Origin of the sequence: Candidatus Tenderia electrophaga (assembly GCA_001447805.1) — a bacterium.
Classification (GTDB): domain Bacteria; phylum Pseudomonadota; class Gammaproteobacteria; order Tenderiales; family Tenderiaceae; genus Tenderia; species Tenderia electrophaga.
In genome coordinates this window covers 1,204,391-1,222,165 of the sequence record CP013099.1, presented here as the reverse complement: position 1 = coordinate 1,222,165, position 17,775 = coordinate 1,204,391, and the positions used below count along the sequence as shown (strand labels likewise).

Annotated in this window: 19 protein-coding genes; all 19 read right to left on the bottom strand. The window is 57.3% G+C overall.

Annotated elements, in window-relative coordinates:
- Window positions 1-53: 53 nt before the first annotated feature.
- Window positions 54-569, bottom strand: a complete 516-nt coding sequence (locus tag Tel_05685) for a chemotaxis protein CheW (protein ALP52681.1) — start codon at window positions 567-569, stop codon at window positions 54-56.
- Between the two features lie 21 nt (window positions 570-590).
- The gene (locus Tel_05680) at window positions 591-2,711 is read right to left on the bottom strand and encodes a chemotaxis protein CheA (GenBank protein ALP52680.1); all 2,121 of its coding nucleotides are present in this window, start codon (window positions 2,709-2,711) and stop codon (window positions 591-593) included.
- 10 nt (window positions 2,712-2,721) lie between these two features.
- Window positions 2,722-3,084 carry a Fis family transcriptional regulator gene (locus Tel_05675; GenBank protein ALP52679.1) on the bottom strand — a complete coding sequence of 121 codons (363 nt, stop codon included), beginning with the start codon at window positions 3,082-3,084 and terminating at the stop codon, window positions 2,722-2,724.
- 51 nt (window positions 3,085-3,135) lie between these two features.
- Complete coding sequence (locus Tel_05670) at window positions 3,136-3,438, bottom strand: hypothetical protein (protein ID ALP52678.1); 303 nt, start codon at window positions 3,436-3,438, stop codon at window positions 3,136-3,138.
- A 143-nt stretch (window positions 3,439-3,581) separates the two neighbouring features.
- Window positions 3,582-4,016 (bottom strand): hypothetical protein, encoded by a 435-nt coding sequence (locus Tel_05665; protein ALP52677.1) that lies wholly within the window; start codon window positions 4,014-4,016, stop codon window positions 3,582-3,584.
- 6 nt (window positions 4,017-4,022) lie between these two features.
- Window positions 4,023-5,408 carry a flagellar protein export ATPase FliI gene (gene fliI / locus Tel_05660; protein ID ALP52676.1) on the bottom strand — a complete coding sequence of 462 codons (1,386 nt, stop codon included), beginning with the start codon at window positions 5,406-5,408 and terminating at the stop codon, window positions 4,023-4,025.
- Window positions 5,401-6,048, bottom strand: a complete 648-nt coding sequence (locus Tel_05655) for a hypothetical protein (protein ALP52675.1) — start codon at window positions 6,046-6,048, stop codon at window positions 5,401-5,403. Before Tel_05655 ends, fliI begins: the two co-directional genes overlap by 8 nt.
- The gene (locus Tel_05650) at window positions 6,035-7,057 is read right to left on the bottom strand and encodes a flagellar motor switch protein FliG (protein ALP52674.1); all 1,023 of its coding nucleotides are present in this window, start codon (window positions 7,055-7,057) and stop codon (window positions 6,035-6,037) included. The genes Tel_05655 and Tel_05650 overlap by 14 nt, the downstream gene beginning before the upstream one ends.
- On the bottom strand, window positions 7,050-8,639 hold the full coding sequence (locus Tel_05645; protein ID ALP52673.1) for a hypothetical protein: 1,590 nt from the start codon (window positions 8,637-8,639) through the stop codon (window positions 7,050-7,052). Before Tel_05645 ends, Tel_05650 begins: the two co-directional genes overlap by 8 nt.
- Window positions 8,640-8,671: 32 nt before the next feature.
- Entirely contained in the window at window positions 8,672-8,986 is a 315-nt protein-coding gene (locus Tel_05640) for a flagellar hook-basal body protein FliE (protein ALP52672.1), read from the bottom strand.
- Window positions 8,987-9,023: 37 nt separating this feature from the next.
- Window positions 9,024-10,355, bottom strand: a complete 1,332-nt coding sequence (locus Tel_05635) for a Fis family transcriptional regulator (GenBank protein ALP52671.1) — start codon at window positions 10,353-10,355, stop codon at window positions 9,024-9,026.
- A complete protein-coding gene (locus Tel_05630) occupies window positions 10,352-11,485 on the bottom strand; it encodes a hypothetical protein (protein ID ALP52670.1) in 1,134 nt (377 codons plus the stop codon). The genes Tel_05635 and Tel_05630 overlap by 4 nt, the downstream gene beginning before the upstream one ends.
- Before the next feature lie 191 nt (window positions 11,486-11,676).
- Window positions 11,677-13,131: an AAA family ATPase gene (locus Tel_05625; GenBank protein ALP52669.1), complete on the bottom strand. Its 1,455-nt coding sequence runs from the start codon at window positions 13,129-13,131 to the stop codon at window positions 11,677-11,679.
- 125 nt (window positions 13,132-13,256) lie between these two features.
- A complete protein-coding gene (locus Tel_05620) occupies window positions 13,257-13,823 on the bottom strand; it encodes a hypothetical protein (protein ID ALP52668.1) in 567 nt (188 codons plus the stop codon).
- A gap of 64 nt (window positions 13,824-13,887) precedes the next feature.
- Window positions 13,888-14,250: a hypothetical protein gene (locus Tel_05615; GenBank protein ALP52667.1), complete on the bottom strand. Its 363-nt coding sequence runs from the start codon at window positions 14,248-14,250 to the stop codon at window positions 13,888-13,890.
- A 12-nt stretch (window positions 14,251-14,262) separates the two neighbouring features.
- Window positions 14,263-14,685 carry a flagellar protein FliS gene (locus Tel_05610; GenBank protein ID ALP52666.1) on the bottom strand — a complete coding sequence of 141 codons (423 nt, stop codon included), beginning with the start codon at window positions 14,683-14,685 and terminating at the stop codon, window positions 14,263-14,265.
- 605 nt (window positions 14,686-15,290) lie between these two features.
- The gene (locus Tel_05605; GenBank protein ALP52665.1) at window positions 15,291-15,707 is read right to left on the bottom strand and encodes a hypothetical protein; all 417 of its coding nucleotides are present in this window, start codon (window positions 15,705-15,707) and stop codon (window positions 15,291-15,293) included.
- Window positions 15,708-15,783: 76 nt separating this feature from the next.
- Complete coding sequence (locus Tel_05600; protein ID ALP52664.1) at window positions 15,784-17,250, bottom strand: hypothetical protein; 1,467 nt, start codon at window positions 17,248-17,250, stop codon at window positions 15,784-15,786.
- Window positions 17,251-17,333: 83 nt separating this feature from the next.
- Window positions 17,334-17,738, bottom strand: coding sequence for a hypothetical protein (locus Tel_05595; GenBank protein ID ALP52663.1), 405 nt, complete (start codon window positions 17,736-17,738; stop codon window positions 17,334-17,336).
- Between the last annotated feature and the right edge of the window lie 37 nt (window positions 17,739-17,775).

The window sequence follows — 17,775 nt, the reverse complement described above, 5'->3', positions numbered from 1 at the left end:
GACATGGGATGCTTTGTTTTGTTGAAAAGAATGCGTTCTATAGCAATTTGATTCTATTCGGTCGCTTGGTCAACCACCGCGTTCAGCACGCTTGAATTCAGAAGATGATCGATATCCAGAACGATAATCATCTTTTCATCCACCGTACCCAAGCCTTTTACAAAATCGGTACTGATCGCTTGACCGAAATCAGGCGCCGCCTTTAGCGATTCTTCATCGATGTTGTAGACCTCGGAGACCGCGTCCACCACAATACCCATGGTGCGGCTGCCTTTTTCGCTATTCACCTTGAGTACAATCACCACCGTGGTGGGGCCGTATTCGATGGCGTCCAGGGAAAAGCGCTGGCGCAGATCGATAATCGGCACTATCGTGCCACGCAGATTGATCACGCCCTTGATGTATTTGGGTGTATTGGGAATGGGTGTCACATTGTCCCAGCCCTTGATCTCCCGCACTCTCAGAATATCCAGCCCGTATTCCTCACCGGCCAGCATAAAGGTTAGATACTGGTTGCCGTCGCTGTCGCCCGCGATCGTATCCATATCCAGGCCCTGAATCATATTCATTGCAATCTCCTTAATTCCGCACTAGGCAACCGCGGACCGGTCCCTGAGGGATCTAAGCCGTTCTCGCGACAAGGCCACGAGACCCTGCACATCCAGTATCATGGCGACGGTACCATCGCCCAAAATGGTCGCTCCAGAGAGGCCTTTCACCTTTTTATAATTCGTTTCGAGACTCTTGATCACCACCTGTTGCTGACCCAGTAGATCGTCCACGAATATACCGGCCATTTGACCTTCGCCTTCAACCACCACCAGTAGGCCGTTGACCAGTTCGGTGTTGTCCGACTCGATATTAAACAGCTCATGCATACGAATAATCGGCAGATAGTCATCCCGCAGCTTGTACAACTCCGTACCGCCGGCGATAGAACTGACTTTTTCCGACTTGATCTGCAGGGACTCGATGATGGATACCAGAGGCACCACGTAGGTCTGATCGCCGATGCGCACCAGCTGTCCGTCGAGGATGGCCAGGGTCAGGGGCAGGCGGATGGTAAACGTCGACCCCAACCCTTGCTCCGACTTCACCTCGACCACACCGCCAAGGTCTTTGATATTACGCTTGACCACGTCCATGCCCACGCCGCGGCCGGAGACATCGCTGACTTCCTTGGCGGTGGAAAATCCCGGCGCAAATATCAAGTCATAGATCTTGTCGTGTGACAGCTCTTCATGCTCATTAACCAGGCCCTTCTCGATGGCCTTGGCACGTATGCGCTCGGCATCCAGACCGGCCCCGTCGTCATGAATCTCGATAACGATGTTGCCGCCCTGATGATAGGCGTTGAGATGCAAGGTGCCGGTTTCGGGCTTACCTTTGGCCTGGCGTTCTTCGGGCGATTCGATGCCGTGATCCAAGGAGTTCCTGACCAGGTGGACCAGCGGGTCGCCGATCTTCTCCATCACCGTCTTGTCGAGCTCGGTCTGTTCACCTGACATCTTCAGCTCCACTTTCTTATCGAGCTTGGTGCTCAGATCGTGGACTAGACGCGGGAAGCGGTTAAAGGAAAAGCTGATTGGCAGCATGCGAATGCGCATGACATTTTCCTGTAATTCGCGTGTATGTCGTTCGAGTTCGGTCAAACCTTCTTGCAGTTTTTGCACCCGGTCCATAGTGAATTCTTCGCCCAGCTGATTGAGCATGGACTGGGTGATGACCAATTCGCCCACCATATTGATGAGCGCGTCCACCTTATCGATTCCGACGCGGATGGAGCCGGATTCAGCGTTGGCCTGCTTCTTCGTCGCAGGGGCCGCTGTCTGAGATTTGGCTTGCTCAGCGCCGGCCTGGGGCTGCTGTACGGTTTCACGCGCGCGTGTCTCATCGGCCTGAATTTCAACGGCGCCTGCGTCGTTCCCGCCCGGGGCTTCACCCTGTTCAAGATGCGCTTTTGAGTCGCTGGCTTCAGGGGGGGCAGCACATGCCTCCACGCTCAAGTCGCAGTCATCTTCCACCCAGACGAATACGTCTCTGATCTGGGCTTCGCTGATATCACCGTCCAGGTTGATGCGCCAGGCGAGGTAGCATTCTTCCGGATCGAGCAAATCGAATTCGGGCAGGGCGGTGAGGTCGACGCTGGCCTGCATGCTGCCCAGATCGGCCAGCTCTCTGATAATCCGGACCGGATCGTTGCCGGTTTTAAACAAGTGGGCAAAGGGTTTGAAATGCACCGTCCAGCCGTTCGCCACCGACGCGGCCTGCGCATCGGTGGTGAGCGGCTGCGCGTCGGCCTGCTCTGTTTGCGGCGCGGCATCACCCTGCAGCAGGGCCTCCAGCTGGCCATGTACTTCGTTGACACGATCGCTATCGATGTCGCTGCCGTCGCGCAGGGCATTGAGCATGTCGCGCAACACATCCACCGAGGCCAACATGAGTTCCACCGCCGCTTGTGTCACCTCGCGCCGGCCGTCGCGCATCTGATCCAACAGGGTTTCCAGCACATGGGTGAAGTCACTGACGGCGCCAAGGCCGAAGGTGCCGCTGCCACCCTTGATGGAATGCGCAGCGCGAAAGATGGTGTTGATCGATTCACCATCGGCCTCGCCCGGTTTGAGCGCCAGCAACTCGGTCTCCATAGTATCCAGACCTTCGAAACTTTCCTCATAAAATGTATCGAGGAATTGGCTGATATCGATGCTCATTGCTGCGCCCTCAACCCAGGACTTTCTTGATCGTCGCCAGCAACTGGTCCGGGTTGAAGGGTTTGACTATCCATCCGGTGGCGCCGGCACTCTTGCCTTCCATCTTTTTGTCGCCGCCGGACTCGGTGGTCAACATCAAAATTGGAGTGAATTTGTAATTGGACAGCGCGCGCAGTTCTTTAATCAGACTGATGCCATCCATTTTCGGCATATTGACGTCGGTCAGCACCAGGTCCACCTTGGCGCTCTTGGCCTTGCCCAACGCATCGACACCGTCGACAGCGTCGATGACGGTAAATCCCGCACCCTTCAAGGTAAAGGTCACCATCTGGCGCATGGATGCTGAATCGTCAACTGCAAGTATTGTCGGCATTGCTATTTCCCCTCATTATTCTTCCGTGCATGGCCTGCAGAAGTGGATGTACTACAAATGGAGCGTCTCTTTCAGACCAGTCATATCGGCGGCGTATCGTAATGCCTGGCTGGGGTTGCGCCAGCTAACCTCAAAGCCGCTTTCCTGCGCTTCTAAAAAAAAGGCGGAAAGCAGTTGCAGCGCGGCGCAATCGATGCGCTCAACGCGCGAGCCGTCCAAAACCACGGGGCAACCCTGCACCATGGCCTGCTGCAACAGCGCCTTGAAATCGGACGCTACCGAGATATCCAGTGCTTCATCGCACTCGATCAGCATCTCGGTTTCGGAGACCGCTGTTTCATTCTCTTGCGTCATAGACACCCCTGCTTTCGGTTTCTGGTCGCTCGAATCGCACACCTTTGTTAACGGCAAACAAATAGTGAGCTTTAGATAGAAATTGGATACCTTTAAACCCAAAAAACGGCGCCCGAACGGGCACTTGCCTGAACGACAGTGAGTTAGTCGTGCTTCACCCGATTGTTGCGGTCGTCGTGGTCACGCTGCTCCTTTTTTTCCAGCGCCCGGCGCTCACTCTTTATATATCGCTCAAGCACCATGTCCAGCGCCTTGGAGTGTCCCCGTTTGGCGAACCAGTAGCGTTTACTGTCCTCCAGTTCCCGGCGCAGCTGTTCTACTACCCGCTCCTGCCGGTCGATGGCTTGGGCCAGTTTGGCGACAAACTCCCGATATTCATTCAGGGCCTGGGCATTCATCCCCTGACTGGCGGAATCACTCAATCGGCGCCGGTATTCAGCCTGATAGTCGATTAGCTGCTGCAGCTGCGCCTGGTGCGCTTCGAGCTGCTGCAGGGCCTGTCCTAAGGCCTTGGCGGCCTCGCGCTCGCTGTTTCTAGCCAAATCGGCGATGGGTTCGAAGCGCCGCGAATCCGCCATTTACGCTTATTCCTTTGCCTGGGGCTGGGTGCTGGGGGGATTCTTAAACAGCGCCGCCAAGCCGCCCAGACTCTGCTCAAACTGCACCGCCTCGCCGATGGGCTGCGACAGAAAATTCATAAGCCGGGGATAGTAGGCAATGGCCTCGTCGATACGCGGATTGCTGCCTTTGCTATAGGCGCCGACGCTGATCAAGTCACGATTCTGCTGGTAGGTGGAATAGAGCTGTTTAACACGCCGCGCCTGCTGCATATGCTCGGGCACAACGATTTCGTTCATGACACGGCTGATGGAGGCCTCGATGTCGATAGCCGGATAATGGCCCATCTCCGCCAGCTCACGCGACAGCACGATATGGCCGTCGAGAATGGCGCGTGCGGCATCGGCGATGGGGTCCTGCTGGTCGTCACCCTCGGTAAGCACGGTATAAAAGGCAGTAATTGAACCGCCGCCCTTGTCGCCGTTGCCGGCACGCTCCACCAGTTGCGGCAATTTGGCGAACACCGAGGGCGGATAGCCTTTGGTGGCGGGCGGCTCGCCGATGGCCAGGGCGATTTCGCGCTGGGCCTGTGCATAACGGGTCAGGGAATCCATCAACAGCAGCACCTGCAGCCCCTGATCGCGATAATATTCGGCGATGCTGGTGGCCAACATGGCGCCGTGCAGACGCATCAGCGGCGAATTATCCGCCGGCGTGGCCACCACCACGGCACGCGCCATGCCCTCGGGACCGAGGATATTTTCGATGAACTCCTTCACCTCGCGGCCGCGCTCACCGATCAGACCGACCACGATCACATCGGCGGTGGTGTACTTGGTCATCATACCCAGCAGCACACTCTTGCCCACACCGCTGCCGGCGAACAGGCCCATGCGTTGACCGCGGCCGACGGTAAGCATGGCGTTAATGGCGCCGACGCCCACATCCAAGGGCATGTCGATGGGATGGCGCGCCAGGGGATTGATACTGCGCCCATTGAGCGGCACCCAGGTATCGACGCCCAGCGGACCCTTGCTATCCAGCGGCCGGCCGGCACCGTCGAGAATGCGCCCCAGCAACGCCATGCCGGCAGGCGCCGCGCACACTTTATTGAGTGGCACCACCTTGGCATTGGGCACCAAGCCGCGGATGTCCCCGGTGGGCATGAGGTAGGTCTTGTCTCCGGCGAAGCCGACGACTTCAGCCTCTACGGGTTCGCCGCTGGGCGGCATCACCAAACAACGGCCGCCTATCGCCGCCTGGATGCCGACCGCCTCCAGGGTCAGGCCCACCATGCGCGTCAGTTTGCCGCTGACAGCCAAGGGGATCCTGTTTTCCAGGGTTTCGCTATGGCGGGCCAGTCGCGCCGGGAGATCGGCGAACACGCGGGGAGCGGCTTGCGGCTCAGTCATCGGCACGCTCGCTGCCCAACAGCTCGGCGGCGATGGCGGCGATACGGGCCTCGAAGCTGGCATCGACAGTAGCACTATCGCTTTCCACTCGGCAGCTGCCCTGGCTCAGGAGCGGGTCGTCGACGACCTCCCAACTGCGATCACCACCGCTGGCCGGAATGAGCTTGCGCACCAGCGCCGCGTCGTCGGGACACAAATACACCCGAATATGCTGCGCCGCCGAGGGAATAATGGCGAGTGCTTCGCGCACCACCGCCACTACCTGACGGGGATCGGTCTTGAGCTCGCGCCGGACGATCTGCTTGGCGATGGCAACGGCCAGTTTGACCAACTCGGATTCCAGTTGTTCTTCCATACGCTGCAAGGGCGCGCTCATGGCATCCATTACGTTGGCCACGGATTGAGCCGTCTGATCAAGTTGTTGCTGGCCGCGGATCGCCCCTTCGCGGCGGCCCTTTTCAAAGCCCTCCTGGTAGGCGGAGTGTTTGAGTTTGTTAACCTTCTCCTCGACCGCCTTTCTTTCGCGTGGCGACAAGCTGGTATCGGTATGGGTGAGATTGCGGCTGGAGTCCGCCTTGATCTCGGGCACGGCCCAGACCTTGGCCTCCCCGCCATTATCCGGCAGCTTAGACATATTCATCCCCGCCCTTGCCGCCCATGGCCAGTTCGCCGGATTCCATCATGCGGCGGGCAATGGCAAGCACTTCTTTCTGCGCCGCCTCCACATCGGAGAGTTTGACCGGCCCCCTGGCCTCCAAATCGTCGCGCAACATTTCGCTGGCGCGCTTGGACATGTTTTTGAAGATCTTTTCCTTGACCGTCTCGTCGGCGGCCTTGAGTGCCAGCACCAGGGTCTCGGAGGAGACCTCGCGCAGCAGGGTTTGAATGCCGCGGTCATCGATATCGACGAGGTTGTCGAATACGAACATCAGCTCTTCGATGCCCTGCCCCAGCTCGGCGTCGGCCTCTTTGACCTCATCCATAATCTCGGATTCCACCGAGCCATCCATGAAGTTAAGGATATTGGCGGCGGTCTTCATACCACCGACGCTGGAGGACTGCACCGAGCTGTTGCCGGTAAATTGTTTTTCCAGGATCAAATCGAGTTCTTGCAGCGCCGAGGGTTGAATACCGTCGAGGGAGGCGATGCGCATGACAATATCGGAACGCGTACGCTCCGGCAGAATGGACAGAATCGCTGCGGCCTGGTCACCGTCGAGATAAGACAACACGATGGCGATGATTTGCGGATGCTCGGTGCGAATCAACTCCGCCACCGCCTTGGGCTCCATCCATTTCAGCGACTCGAGCCCCTTGGAAGAATGCCCCAGCAGGATGCGGTCGATCACCTGGGAGGCCTTGTCCTCACCCAGGGCCTGCATCAACAGGTTCTTGATATAGTCTTCAGAACCGCCCAGTGCGGCCTTGGCATCCACTTCCTCGACGAAACTGTTAATCACATCAAGCACGACCTCTTTGGATACGTTAGAGGTGTGCGCCATGGCCGTGCCGACCTTTTGTACCTCTTTCGGGCCCATGTGTTTTAGAATGGCCGCGGCATCGGTTTCGCCCAGACTCATGAGCAGGATCGCGGCGCGCTCAGCACCGCTCAGACCACCCGCATCGCGGCGCTTATTGTTTTCAGCCATCCTTGTCCACCCACTCCCTGACTACCTGCGCCACCCGCTGCGGCTCCTGTTGAGCCACCGCCTTGGCGGTCTCCAGCGTCGTTTCGTAAGCACGGGCGTTGGGCAGCGCCGGCATGGAGGCCGGCCCTTGCAAGGCCACGTCGTTATTCGAGGACGGCGCGGAGTGGCGCACGGTGGCACCCTTTTCTGCCAGACTCTTGAGCACCGGTTTCAATACACCGAAGACCAGGAACAATACCAGCGCCAGGCCGGCGAGCTGCTTGCCCGCATCCCAGATCCAAGGCTGATCCAGCAAGGATGTCTCGGGCAGGGGCTCGGCCTCGGCTTCGGTAATGAAGGGCGCGTTGATGATATTGACACTATCGCCGCGGGCCGGATTAAAGCCGATCGCCTCCTTCACCAGGCCGTTGATGCGGGTCAGCTCCTCGCCACTGAGCGGCACGCTACCGTCCTCACCCTGTTTGTTATCGATCACGACCGCCGCGGACAGGCGCTTGATCTCGCCGGTCTGGTAGCGGGTGTGGCTAATGGTCTTATCAAGTTCGTAGTTGCGCACGACGCGGCGACTGTTGTTGCTGGCACCGCTATTCGCCCCTTCCCCCGCCGCTTCATTCAGCGCAGCGGCACCGGGCGGCTGATTGCTGAGCGCGCCGGGCAGGCCGCCCTTGGCTGCAGCTGCGCTGCTCTCCTCCTCAATGGTCTGCTCACTTCTAATGGAAGGCAGGTCGGGATTGTAGGATTCATGGGTCTGCTCGGTGACGGTGAAGTCGAGATCGGCCACCACCTGAGCCTTGACCTTGCCCATGCCAACGATGGGCTCGAGTATCTGCTCGATACGGCTGGTGTAATACTGCTCCAGGTTCTTGCGGTATTCAAACTGGTTGGACGACTGACCGAATTCGGTCTCACCGTCGGGGCGTGACAACAGGCGGCCGTTTTGATCGACCACGGTGACGTCCTCCATTTCCAGATTGGGCACGCTGGACGCCACCAGGTGGGCAATGGAATCGGCCTGCCCCTTGGTCATGGCGCGACCTTGATAGAGATTCAGCATCACCGAGGCACTGGGCTTCTTGCGATTGCGCACGAAGGCGGACTGCTTGGGAATGGCCAGGTGAACCCGGGCGTTCTGGATATTATTGAGCGAACCGATAGTGCGCGACAGCTCACCCTCGATGGCACGTTGATAGCGCGCCGTTTCGATGAATTGGCTGGTGCCGAAGCCTTGGTCCTTATCAAGCAATTCATAACCGGTGCCGCTGCCCTTGGGCAGTCCCTGCCCGGCAAGCTGCATGCGTGCATCGTGCACGCGGCCGGCATCCACCAGCACGGCGTTGGTGCTGCTGTTGATGTCGTACTTGATACCGGCCTGGTCCAGGACCTGGGTGATTTCCATCATTTCCTGATCCGACAAACTGCCGTACAACATGCGATAGGTCGGCTCTTTGACCCATAACACAATCGCCACCGCCAGGGCCACGGTGGCGGCCAACGCCACCATCATGCCCAGTTGCCGGAACAGCGGCATGCTGCTCATGCCTTCAATTTGATTACCGATATTTTCAGCTTTTACCAGCGCCATTTATTTACCCGCTCAAACAATTGAATACGGCCTTAAACAGGCATGCTCATGATGTCTTGATAGGCCTTGATCAGTTTGTTGCGCACCTCACTCATGGCGGTGTAAGCGATCTTGGCCTTTTCTGAGGCGACGGCCACATCGACCATGTTGACGCTCTGATCACCCATTTCGAAACGTTTCTTCAAATCCCCGGAGGCCTGTTGGCTTTCGTTGACGGCGTTGATGGATTTCACCAGCATGTCGGAAAAATCGGCACCGCCTTTAGCCTCCACTTGACTGACATCCTGGATGCCCTTGGCCTGGGCTGCCATAACACGCATCTGCATCAGCACTTGGTCGACATTCATAGTGTTATTCATGACGTTTCCTCCAGTCTTAACGACATTATTCGCCGGGGATCAAAAGATTTTGGGCGCGCATGCGCGCCAATTTGTAGCGCAGTGTACGCGGGCTGATACCCAGCAACTCGGCCGCCGCCTTTTTACTGCCGCTGCATTCACTCAGGGCATGGGCGATCAGGTCGAATTCCTTTAGTTTGAGATCGTTATTCAGGTTTGAGTCCAATTCCTGGTGCAAGGAAAGCTGCGCTTCTTCCTGGTCTTCCAGGGTCTCGAATTGCAGATCTTCAGTACTGAGTTCGCCGTCGTCGCATAGGATCAAGGCGCGCTGAATGACGTTCTCCAGCTCACGCACATTGCCGGGCCAAGCATGGCGGGTGAGCGCATACTTGGCGGCATCGCTGAGGCTCGGCGCCGCGGCACCGGCGTATTTGGCGATAAACAGTTCCGCCAGCGGCACGATGTCGCCGCTGCGTGCCCGCAGTGACGGCAGACTCAGGGGAAAGACGTTAAGGCGGTAATACAGGTCTTCGCGGAAACGGCCGGCGGCGACATCCTCCCTCATGTTGCGGTTGGTGGTGGCCAGCACGCGCACATTGAGGGGGATGGTCTTCTTACCGCCCAGGCGCTCCACTTCTTTCTCCTGCAGCACGCGCAACAGCTTGGCCTGTAAACCAAGGTCCATTTCCGAGATTTCATCCAACAGCAGGGTGCCGTCCTGGGCCTGCTCAAACTTGCCGGCACAGGCCTGGTAGGCACCGGTGAAGGCACCTTTTTCATAGCCGAACAACACCGCTTCCAACATATTCTCCGGGATCGCGGCGCAATTGATGGCGACAAAGGGACCCTCGGCGCGCGCCGAGCAGTTGTGAATGTGGCGCGCGATGACTTCCTTGCCGGTACCGCTGTCGCCGTTGATCAGCACGGTAACATCGGCGGCGGCCACGCGCTCGGCCAGGGCCACTACGCGCATGGTCTTTTCGTCTTCGGCAATCAAATCCCGCGCGGCACTCTTTTGATTGAGAAAGCGGTTGACCATGTTGAGCAACACGTCCGCTTCGAAGGGTTTCACCAAATAATCGCTGGCACCGTCGCGCATGGCCTTGACCGCGTTTTCGACACTGCCATAGGCGGTCATTAAAACGACCGGGAGATTGGGATTGGCCGCCTTGAGCTTCTGCAGCAGGGCATGTCCGTCCATCGGCCGCATGTGGACATCACTGACCACCACGGAGACCTTTTCGTGTTCAATAATCTTCAGGGCGGCGTTGCCGTCGGCCACGGCCCTGACCTGTATGCCCGCCATTTCCAGTGTGTCGCAAAGTGCTTCACGAAGTGAAATATCATCCTCGACGACCAGAACAGCTGCTGCGTTCATAATCCTACCTCTGCTTGCATGTTATACGGTTGGGTATGCCCGTCGTTGCCGTCTGGCTGCAACGGCAGGGCCAGAGTGACCTCGGTGCCCTGTCCCTGTGTGGACACCAACTCAATTCGGCCACCCTGCTTGTCAACGACAGACTTCACAACCGCGAGGCCCAGACCTGTTCCCTGTGGTCTTGTGGTGAAAAAGGGATCGAATATGTTGGCCTGGATATCGGCGGGAATGCCGACACCGTTGTCCGTCACGCTGATACACACCGTGTCGGCATCCTGTTGAGCCAGACGCAGCACGACGTGCAGCGGTGCCTGCCCGGCGGCATGCATGGAATTCATCAATAGGTTGATCAACGCACCCTTCATGGCGTCCAGATTGCCGCTGAGCTCCAGTTCAGGCGCCTGGTTTTCCAGCGTCAGACTGACACCGTTTTGATCGAATTGGCCCTGCACCCCCTGGACCACGGCTTGGCAGAGCATGGTCAGACTGAAGCGGGTCGTTTGGAGGGTGGAACTGCCGCTGGCATACACCAGCATGTCGCTGACCATGGCCTCGATGTGCTGCAGTTGGGCGCGCAGCTTGGCGCTGTATTTGGCGATCGCAGCGGGATTGTCGCGCTGACGACTGAGATTGGATAAATACAGCAACGCCGAGGCGGTGGGGGTACGGATCTGATGCGCCAGCGAGGCGGCCATCTGGCCCATGGCGGAGAGTCGTTGAAAGCGCCCCAACTTGTCCTGCAGTGCGCGCTTATCGGTAACATCGGTGATCAGCAGGATCTGGCCCGGCTCACGCCCCAAGGAGTTGGTGACGATGCTGACCCGGCGGCCGTCTTTAAGCGAGATGTCGTGGCCATCGTCGGCACGGGGCGCGAAGGCGCGCTGAATGACACCACGCCACTGAATGCCCTCCAGGGGTTCACCGAGCATGTCGAGGGCGGCCAGATTGGCCAGTTGCACCACGCCTCTGCCGTTCAGGACCACCACGGCGCCGGGCAGGGCGTCGAGCATATTGCGCAAGCGACTGGCCAAGCCGGGTGCCGCATCGGCATCACGCCGGGCCAGCTCCCGGTTCAGGCGTTCGACCTGATGCTCGAGTTCGTGGTAGGAACACAGCAGCGCCTCAGACATCTGGTTAAATGCCTGAAATGCGTCTTTCAGATGCTCAAGCCGGTCAATGCCTGGTAACGCCATAATTGCCTGTCTGCTCGTCTGTGTTGTGAGTTATTGTCGTACACAGAACCAATGCAAAAATCGGGCCAGGTTTATAGAGTCTATTTAAATCAGAAGCTTACAAGATGGATTGGCGGGCGAAGTCAAATTTACGTCACTTCTTCATTGCGCTGCAGCCCGTATTTGCGCATTTTTTCGACGAGGGTGGTACGCCGCAGTTGCAAGCGCTTGGCGGCATGGGCAACGATGCCGTCGGCATCGTCCAGGGCTTGCTGGATGAAATGGCGCTCTAGGTCACCCAGATATTCTTTCAGGTCGATGCCCTCGCGCGGCAAGCGCGGCAGATTCGCGCTGGAGTCGGACGGCAATTCGTCCAACTCGGGCTGTTGCGCCATCAACTCGTTGACGATGGCCTCGCCCTGGCTCAATTCGCCGCTTTGGAATTTTTCCGGCAAGTCGTTCTGATCCACGACCCCGGTGGGATACATGATCACCAGCCGTTCCACCAGATTGGCCAGCTCGCGCACGTTACCGGGCCAACTGTACTGGCACAGCGCCATCATGGTGGGCTGGGTGATACGCACGGTACCGCGGCCCTCGTTCTCGAGGCGGGCGATCAATTCGTTCACCAGCAGGGGGATATCTTCCCGGCGCTCGCGCAGCGGCGGCATTTCGATGGGAAAGACGTTCAGGCGGTAAAACAGGTCCTCACGGAACTTGCCCTCCTTGATGGCGCGTTCCAGATCGCGATGGGTGGCTGCGACGATGCGCACATTGGTGCTAATACTCTTGTTGCTGCCGACCCGCTCGAAGGTACGCTCCTGCAGCACGCGCAGCAGTTTAACCTGCATATGCAGGCTCATATCGCCGATTTCATCCAGAAACAGGGTGCCGCCCTCGGCCAGTTCGAAGCGTCCCTGACGCGCACTGATGGCGCCGGTAAAGGCGCCCTTCTCGTGACCAAACAACTCGCTCTCGAGCAGGTCGGCGGGAATGGCGCCGCAGTTGATGGGCACAAAGGGTTTGTCGCGCCGGGCGGAATAGTAATGCAGGTTACGCGCCACGACCTCTTTACCGGTGCCGGACTCGCCCAGGATGAGCACATTGGCGTCGGCAACGGCGACCTGCTCGATCAGCTTGCGCACCTGGCGGATGGAGTGGCTATTGCCGACCAGGCTGCGGAATAATTCGATAGAACCGCGCCGCTCTCGGGGGACGGTGCTGGTGGTGCCGCGATACACCTTGGCCTTTTCCAGCACTGAGGCCGTCTGTTTGTATTTAAGCGGTCGGTCCAAAAGCGCGAGGGCCTCTTTTTGCAGAGCTTCCGAATAAGCGCCGGCGCCGCACTCCTCCTGAAACAGGATAAACGCGACATCGGGATTGGCCTGAGTGGTCAGGGCGACGATTTCGTCGAGTGTCTCCGCGCTGCCACAATCCCCCAAAATGATCGTCTGGATTGGCGCATCGATCTGGTCCAACTGCTGCCGCCAGGTGGCGCAATCGCAAGCATAGAAGTGGCGCAGATCGATAAACTCCAGTATCGCCAACAGCTCTTCACGCCGGCTTTCATTGTCGTCTATCAGCAAAATCGCTGATTCACGCATAGCACTCTCCAGTGTAACTCCAAACCACTTCCGGGTTGAGCATCAAACGCGCCGCTTACCCATCACTGCATCAGGATTCAATAATGTCAAAAAACCAACACCAAAACAATAACAGATTCAATCAATTATTTATTGATTTGGGTCTTCATCCGCGCGATATGGCGGCGATGACAACGGAAGATGTATTTTTCCAATAGATCCTGGGTGTACTCATGCATCTGGTCCAGTTCAAGCCGAATCTCCCAGTCCTGCTCGACCTGCTCGAGGGTCGCCACACGCCCCCTTAAACAAAGCGGAAACGGAAAGCGCTGGTCGGGGAAGAGCTTGAGCCGCAGTCGCTGCCCCACTTCGGCCGGCGATGCCTGTGTGCGCCACCGGATGCTTGAGGGTCCGAGTTTCACGGCGTGACGCGCCGGTAGACTCAGGTTCTGGCTGACAAGCTGGCCCACCAGCTCGAGAATGACATTAACCTTGAAATCCAAGCGTTGCAGTTCGTAACTCACTTCAAGGACGTCGTCATTGGCATCATGGCTGACATCGTCGAGACCGAGAACGATTTTCAGGCAGTTTTGGTTGGCCAACTCCTCCGCCGGTGTCACGGCGGTGGCGGTGTCGGCCTTATCAGCGGCAGTCCACTCGAAGGGGATGCTCAGTTCACAGAATAACCCGCTCAGTTCGCTCGCTTCGGTCACGTTGTATCCCTGACGTAGTGTAATGAGGCGTCTGTCCGTCCGCCTCGTGCTGATCAAGTTGCGGTTACAGGCCGTCGTTCCTCTGATAAGCAGCGCTCGCCTTGCGGGCGGACTGGCTCTGGCGCAGAGAATCGACGGCTTCCGCTTTGGTGGCCTCGCCCAGGGCGATGATTTGTTTATCCGCGTTTAAAATATATTCTATGGCCCGGCGCAGCTGATCCCGGTACTGCTCGCGCAGCGCCGCAGCGAGGGTATCGAAATAGGCCTCCAAGCGCGGGCCTCGTTCAGCCTCTAATGCGACGAGCGCTTCCCACTCGCCTTTCTGAGCCAGCGCCAGCATGCGTTCCGTTTCATCCAGCAGTACCGCTAGAGGGGTCAGCGCCTCCACCTTGGCCAATACCGGTTTGTGGTTCACGTGACTATCCATGGGCAATACAACTTAGCTAAATGTCTCTTGCTGGGCCTGCATGGCATCGGGCACGGCATCCCACGCCGATTTGATCTCGATCAACAAGGCCGAGACCTCGTCAAGCGCGTCCAAATCATTTTGCGCATTGGCTTCGATCAGGCGGCGCGCCATATATTCGTACAGATCATCGAGATTACGCCCAATTTCCCCGCCGGCCTCTTTGTCTATACTCATCCGTAAACCGTCCAGAATGGAAATCGCCCAGGAGATGTGACTTCCCTTCAAGGCCCGATCACCGCTTTGCATATAGAGTTTGGCCGACCTCAGCTTTTCCAATGCGCCTTCGAGCAGCATCTGTATCAAACGATGCGGCGAGGCGGTCTCAAGACTCGTTTGCGTTCCGGCCTTTTTATACTGTTCTATCCCCGAGCCTCGCTGTACTGAAACATTCATAGCTGACTTTCCTAAAATCGCGTTTACAGATCACTATATTTAGACTGAGCAGCCACCGGTTCGGTTTTCCAGCGTGTGAAAACAAATCGCCACGACCTAAAGACAGATCAACCCCTACGCCATCCGGCTGGTTGCACCGGCGATACTTCCCCAAAACCCAGCGGCTCCAGTACAACATATCGCCTCGCCAAATCCAAACTTTAGCTGGATGCTATTCTGCCCGGAGCTAAAAAAGGACCGCAGATTCCAGGCCTGGTCGCGTCACACCGGGAGACGTATTGTGGGTCCCTAGCGGGTCAGGCTGAATGCACCTGCTGCAGGGAGTGGACGTTTCATGATTAGGAGCGGGGATATAGATATCGCGACAATGCCCAAGGCCTGGCGCGGCTAGCCCGTATTTCTCACCGGGTCCGCGGGAGCCGGCGTAGCATTCGCGTTTGTAGGCGCCGCGCTGAAGCGCCCGCGTACGGGCAAACCCGTCTAAACCGTGATAGGCCGAGGGCGAGAACAGTATGTCATTGTCTGGTCGATCGACTGCTTGATAGTTTTTCACCCGTCTCAGCCGTCTACACCACTGCCCTTGGCCGCCGGGTGAAAAATGTGGGTTAAGTATGCATCTCAGGCTGCGCTGGCTGCTTGGGCTTGATGCCGTCCCAAGCTTCCTTGATATCGCCCAGCAATGCGCTCACCTCATCCAGGATGGCTGGGTTGTTTTCCGCATGCGCCTTGAGGAGTTGGTTTGACATGTATTCGTACAACACATCCAGATTCGCCGCAATCTCACCACCCTCTGAAATATTCAGACTGCTGCGCAAACCGTCGGAAATAATCGCAATAGCCAGTTTGATCCGCTGGCCTTTCGCGTTGACATCACCATCCGCCATGTGCCGTTTCGCCTGTTGGGTCGATTCGATTGCCTTGGCAAGCAATATCGCAATCAGCTCATGGGAACTGGCGCCCAAGACCGCTGCATCAACCTGTGCTGTTTTGTAGGCATTAGCCGCTCTGGTAATACTGTTCATCCTGCGCTCCCTCAGCAATAAGTGTATGGTGATGTGGCGATACCGAAGATGGATATTTCGGATATCAACCGCTCGGTTATCCGTTGTTTAATTGGGAATTAAGCGTAGCAAGCTGTTGTGTCAAAAAGCTGCTGGTCGTATTCATATTACTCATCAAAACATCAAGATTAGTGAATTGGGCGCGCAAGCGGCCTTCGGTTCTCTCCAGCTGACCCTCCCACCTGATCTCTCTATCTTCGAGTGCGCTGATCCTGTCTCTGAATGCATTGGTACGCGTGTCGATGGTACCGTTGAACTGCACCAACTCATCGATAACGTCATCGAGCCGCGTCGCATAGCCGTCGGCGGACGAAAACAGTTCGGCAACATTGCTGCTATCGTCCTCGATGGCGGCAGCCAGCTTTGACTGATCCAACGAGAGTGTTCCATCTCTCTCGAATGACACGCCGATGCTTGATAGATTCTGATAATTCCCGGTAACCCCGGTCGGCGCCTGGTTCAGCTCATTACGAATGAAGGTGAGTATTTGACGAGTCGCGGCATCACTGGCAAGCGCGCCGGCTTCTCCATCCAAATAACCCGAATCTATTTGATCTTTAATCTCGGCCTGCAGGGTGTTGTAGGCTTCAACAAAGCTCTCGACGGCGCTCTTGGCGACGTCGGTATCGTTCGCAACGGAGACTGTGACCGGAGAACCGCCGGTAGTGCCGGTCAGATCCAACGTAACGCCGTCGATCACATCGGTGACCGAGTTGCTTGACTTGGTGATGTCGATGCCGTCCACCGTGAAGTTGGCATCCTGGGCGGTGACCGTTTCTGACAGATTCTGCGTGCCGGCGGGATCATGACTCAGCAGATCGGACAACGCCGCATCCCCGGCGACCGACATGCTGATACTTTGATCGGCACCGCTGTTTTCCGAACTCAGCACCAGCCGGTAGGGGTTCGTCGCATCACCGTCATTGACAATGGTGGCGGTCACACCAATATCGGCATCATTGATAGCGTCGCGGATTCCCGCCAACGTGTTGTTGCTGGGATCGATAGTGATGTCGTAGGGACCGTTACCGTTGGAGGCGAAGCTGGCGCCTGTATACTTGCCCGTGCCGTTATCGAAAGTACCGCCGGAGATTGTCCCTAAGTCGATAGTCAGGGTGCCGGTACCGATTGCGGTTGCTGTGTCGGCTTGACCGGTGGCGACGAGCTTTTGTGACTGGGCGAGTTGGCTGATCTCGATGGCATAGTTACCGGCGACGGCGCCCGAGGTGCCGGTTGCCTTAACCTTGGTGGTGTCGGACGAATCAGCACTGCTCGCCAGGAAACTGCTGCCGGATGCCAATCCCGATAACGATGTTTGCAGCGAGGAAAGCGAACTCTTGATCGTGCCAAGCGCGGAGATCTTGGCATCATAGCTTTCTTTTTTCTCAATAAGCCGATCCAGGGGCGCGCGCTCGATGGCCATCAATTCTCTGACGATGCCAGCGATATTGATATTTGAGCCTACGCCCTGGGATGTGATGGTACCGAAACCAAATGTCGCCATTTTTCTAACCTCTACTGCACGGCTGAGGGTTTAATTGCCCCGCACATACCCAAACACAAAGCATGATATGTGCCAAAAGACCGCTACACCTTTTCTTTGAGCATCGTACCTTGGCGCTGATCTTCCAAGGCCCGGGCGAGTTCAACCATTTGTTCCGAGGGAATTTGACGAATTAACTCACCGGTTTCTGAATCTTCTACCCGAACTACAGTAAGATCGGTTCCCTCGGCCACTGAAAACCTTAGATCCTTAGAACGAACCACTGAAGATTCATTGATCTTTGCCACCAACTCGCTCAATTCCTCAGCGCTCGGTTGTGAAACAGACTCGTCTTGTTCATGCTTCGGCTTTTCCACAGCAAGATGACTGCGCTCCACCACCGGCAAGGAATTGCCGCGAGAGGCAGGTTTTTGAGTGCCGGTGTCTCCGCCAGTCTTAACAACAGGGCTGACCTGCTGAGTCACTGCCGCTAAGTTTGAGACATCCATTTGCATCTCCTTCGTTTAGAAGCCCGGCCATGCTCGA